1 tRNA gene and 2 rRNA genes are annotated in these 3513 nt (G+C 53.4%); all 3 read right to left on the bottom strand.

Annotation, left to right across the window (positions count from 1 at the left end):
- Positions 1–16: 16 nt before the first annotated feature.
- Positions 17–93: transfer RNA gene (locus ACR0BA_RS18425), tRNA-Met, on the bottom strand.
- 86 nt (positions 94–179) lie between these two features.
- A 5S ribosomal RNA gene (rrf, locus tag ACR0BA_RS18420) occupies positions 180–294 on the bottom strand.
- Positions 295–495: 201 nt separating this feature from the next.
- Positions 496–3322 (bottom strand): 23S ribosomal RNA (locus tag ACR0BA_RS18415).
- Positions 3323–3513 lie beyond the last annotated feature (191 nt).

The raw sequence follows: 3513 nt of genomic DNA, 5'->3' as shown, positions 1-3513 counted from the left end.
TTTGATTTTGTGGATTTGGTTGCGGGAGCAGGATTTGAACCTGCGACCTTCAGGTTATGAGCCTGACGAGCTACCGGGCTGCTCCATCCCGCGACACTTTGGGTTGGTCTGTTGCCTATTTGGCTGATTGAGACCTGGTCGTGTTTTTTGATCGTTTTAGAGAGGGGGGATTTTTCTAGGTTTGGCGGTGACCTACTCTCCCGGGGCTTGAGCCCAAGTACCATTGGCGCTGCAGTGCTTAACTTCCGGGTTCGGGATGGGACCGGGTGTTTCACTTGCGCTATGACCACCAAACCGAGGAAAATCCCCACGTCGCTTTCTTGCGGAGCAAGAAAGCGACGGGTGGCAGACAGCGTCTTTTGCTTGCAAAAGGCGCGTTGCCACTCGGTTGTATAATCAATCAACCCCGTGCAATCCGCTTTGCGGATTGTCACGACGCTATCCTTAGTCAAGGTCAGTGTATGCTTCTGGTGATTTGTCTTTCTGTTACTGGATCAAATCAAGCCTATCGGGCGATTAGTACCGGTCAACTGAACGCATTGCTGCGCTTACATCTCCGGCCTATTGACGTGGTGGTCTTCCACGGCCCTCAGGGAGACCTTGTTTTGAGGGGGGCTTCCCGCTTAGATGCCTTCAGCGGTTATCCTGTCCGATCATAGCTACCCTGCACTGCCGTTGGCACGACAACAGGTCCACCAGTGGATCGTTCACCCCGGTCCTCTCGTACTAGGGGCAACTCCTCTCAAGTCTCCTACACCCACGGCAGATAGGGACCGAACTGTCTCACGACGTTCTAAACCCAGCTCACGTACCTCTTTAAACGGCGAACAGCCGTACCCTTGGGACCTGCTCCAGCCCCAGGATGAGATGAGCCGACATCGAGGTGCCAAACACTGCCGTCGATATGGACTCTTGGGCAGTATCAGCCTGTTATCCCCGGCGTACCTTTTATCCGTTGAGCGATGGCCCTTCCACTCGGGACCACCGGATCACTATGGCCGTCTTTCGACTCTGCTCGACTTGTCAGTCTCGCAGTCAGGCTGGCTTCTGCCATTGCACTCAACGAGCGATTTCCGACCGCTCTGAGCCAACCTTCGCGCGCCTCCGTTACGCTTTAGGAGGCGACCGCCCCAGTCAAACTACCCGCCACGCAGGGTCCCGGATCCGGATAACGGACCGCGGTTAGACATCAAGAATGCAAAGGGTGGTATCTCAAGGGAGGCTCCACAGGAACTGGCGTCCCTGCTTCGAAGCCTACCACCTATCCTGCACATTGCAGTCCTGATGCCAGTGCGAAGCTGTAGTAAAGGTGCACGGGGTCTTTCCGTCTAACCGCGGGAAGCCTGCATCTTGACAGGCAATTCAATTTCGCTGAGTCGATGTTGGAGACAGCGGGGAAGTCGTTACGCCATTCGTGCAGGTCGGAACTTACCCGACAAGGAATTTCGCTACCTTAGGACCGTTATAGTTACGGCCGCCGTTTACCTGGGCTTCAATTCAAGGCTCTCACCTCTCCTTTTAACCTTCAGGCACCGGGCAGGCGTCAGACCCTATACGTCGTCTTGCGACTTCGCAGAGCCCTGTGTTTTTAATAAACAGTCGCCACCCCCTGGTTTGTGCCCCCAGCCCCTAGTTGCCTAGGAACCGGGCCTCCTTCTCGCGAACTTACGGAGGTATTTTGCCGAGTTCCTTCAACATCGTTCTCTCAAGCGCCTTGGTATGCTCTACCAGTCCACCTGTGTCGGTTTAGGGTACGGTCTGATGGAGGGCTATTTCCAGGAACCACTCAGCAGCCCAATCAATCCGATAAGATTGAACTACACCTGTGATCCGTCACATCCTCCTGGCCCAGGAATATTAACCTGGTTCCCATCGCCTACGCCTTTCGGCCTCGGCTTAGGGGCCGGCTTACCCTGCTCAGATTAGCTTTAAGCAGGAACCCTTGGACTTTCGGCGAGAGTGTCTCTCACACTCTTTGTCGCTACTCATGTCATCATTCTCACTAGTGATCTCTCCACCGGATCCCTCACAGGCCGGCTTCATCGAAAGATCCTCGCCTCCAATATCCCCGAAGGGATCAAGGAGGCATGGATCTATGTCACACTACGCTCTGCTACCATGCCTTACGGCATCCTAAGCTTCGGCTCATGGCTTGAGCCCCGTTACATCTTCGCCGCAGGACAACTTGTTTAGACCAGTGAGCTGTTACGCTATCTTTAAAGGATGGCTGCTTCTAAGCCAACCTCCTGGTTGTTTTGGTCGTCCCACCTGCTTTCCCACTTAGCCATGAATTGGGGGCCTTAGCTGTAGGTCAGGGTTGTTTCCCTCTCCACTACGGACGTTAGCATCCGCAGTGTGTCTGCCATCTAGTACTCCCGGGTATTCGGAGTTTGGTTAGGATCAGTAAGCCTGTGGGGCCCCATTACCCATCCAGTGCTCTACCCCCCGGGGTATTCGGATGACGCTCTACCTAAATAGATTTCGCAGAGAACCAGCTATCTCCGAGTTTGATTGGCCTTTCACCCCTAGGCACAGCTCATCCCGATCCTTTTCAACGGATGTGGGTTCGGTCCTCCAGTGCGTGTTACCGCACCTTCAACCTGGCCATGCCTAGATCACTCGGTTTCGGGTCTGATCCCACGAACTCATACGCCCTATTAAGACTCGCTTTCGCTACGCCTACACCTAACGGCTTAAGCTTGCTCGTGAGACCAAGTCGATGACCCATTATACAAAAGGTACGCCGTCAGCTCGCTAGGAGCCTCCGACTGATTGTAGGCGTTCGGTTTCAGGTACTGTTTCACTCCCCTCGTCGGGGTGCTTTTCACCTTTCCCTCACGGTACTGGTTCGCTATCGGTCAGCAAGGAGTACTTAGCCTTCGAAGGTGGTCCTCCGATCTTCAGACAGAATTTCACGTGTTCCGCCCTACTTAATACGTCCGTCAAAGCTTCGAATACGGGGCTGTCACCCGCTATGGCCATGCTTCCCAACATGTTCTTCTCACTTATCCGGCTCGGCTGGTCCCCGTTCGCTCGCCGCTACTAGGGGAGTATCAATTGATTTCCTTTCCTCCGGGTACTTAGATGTTTCAGTTCCCCGGGTTTGCCCTTAAAACCCTATGTATTCAGGTCTTAAGTACCTGTTTAAACCCCATATTGAGTATCAAAGATAACAATATGAAGCTTTCAGGTGGGTTGCCCCATTCAGAGATCCATGGATCAAAGCTTATTCTCAGCTCCCCATGGCTTATCGCAGAGTATCACGTCTTTCATCGCCTCTTGCTGCCAAGGCATTCACCAAACGCCCTTCTCGCGCTTGATTTGATCCAGAAAGAGAAAGACTTGATATTGGCACTACCGCCTATTCGGCTACTTGAGTGCGTTTGACCGCACACAACCAAAGCTGCGCTAGTAATCAAATCAATCGCGACCGCCCAGCTGGTAACTAAAGGCGATCTTTCTTCTGAACCAAAAGCATACTTTCCCGCCTTCCATCCTGGAACCCATGCTGCC

The sequence above is a fragment of the Ruegeria sp. CI5 genome, from assembly GCF_056536885.1.
Note: the sequence above shows the minus strand (reverse complement) of the source record. Positions and strands in the feature narration are given on the sequence as shown.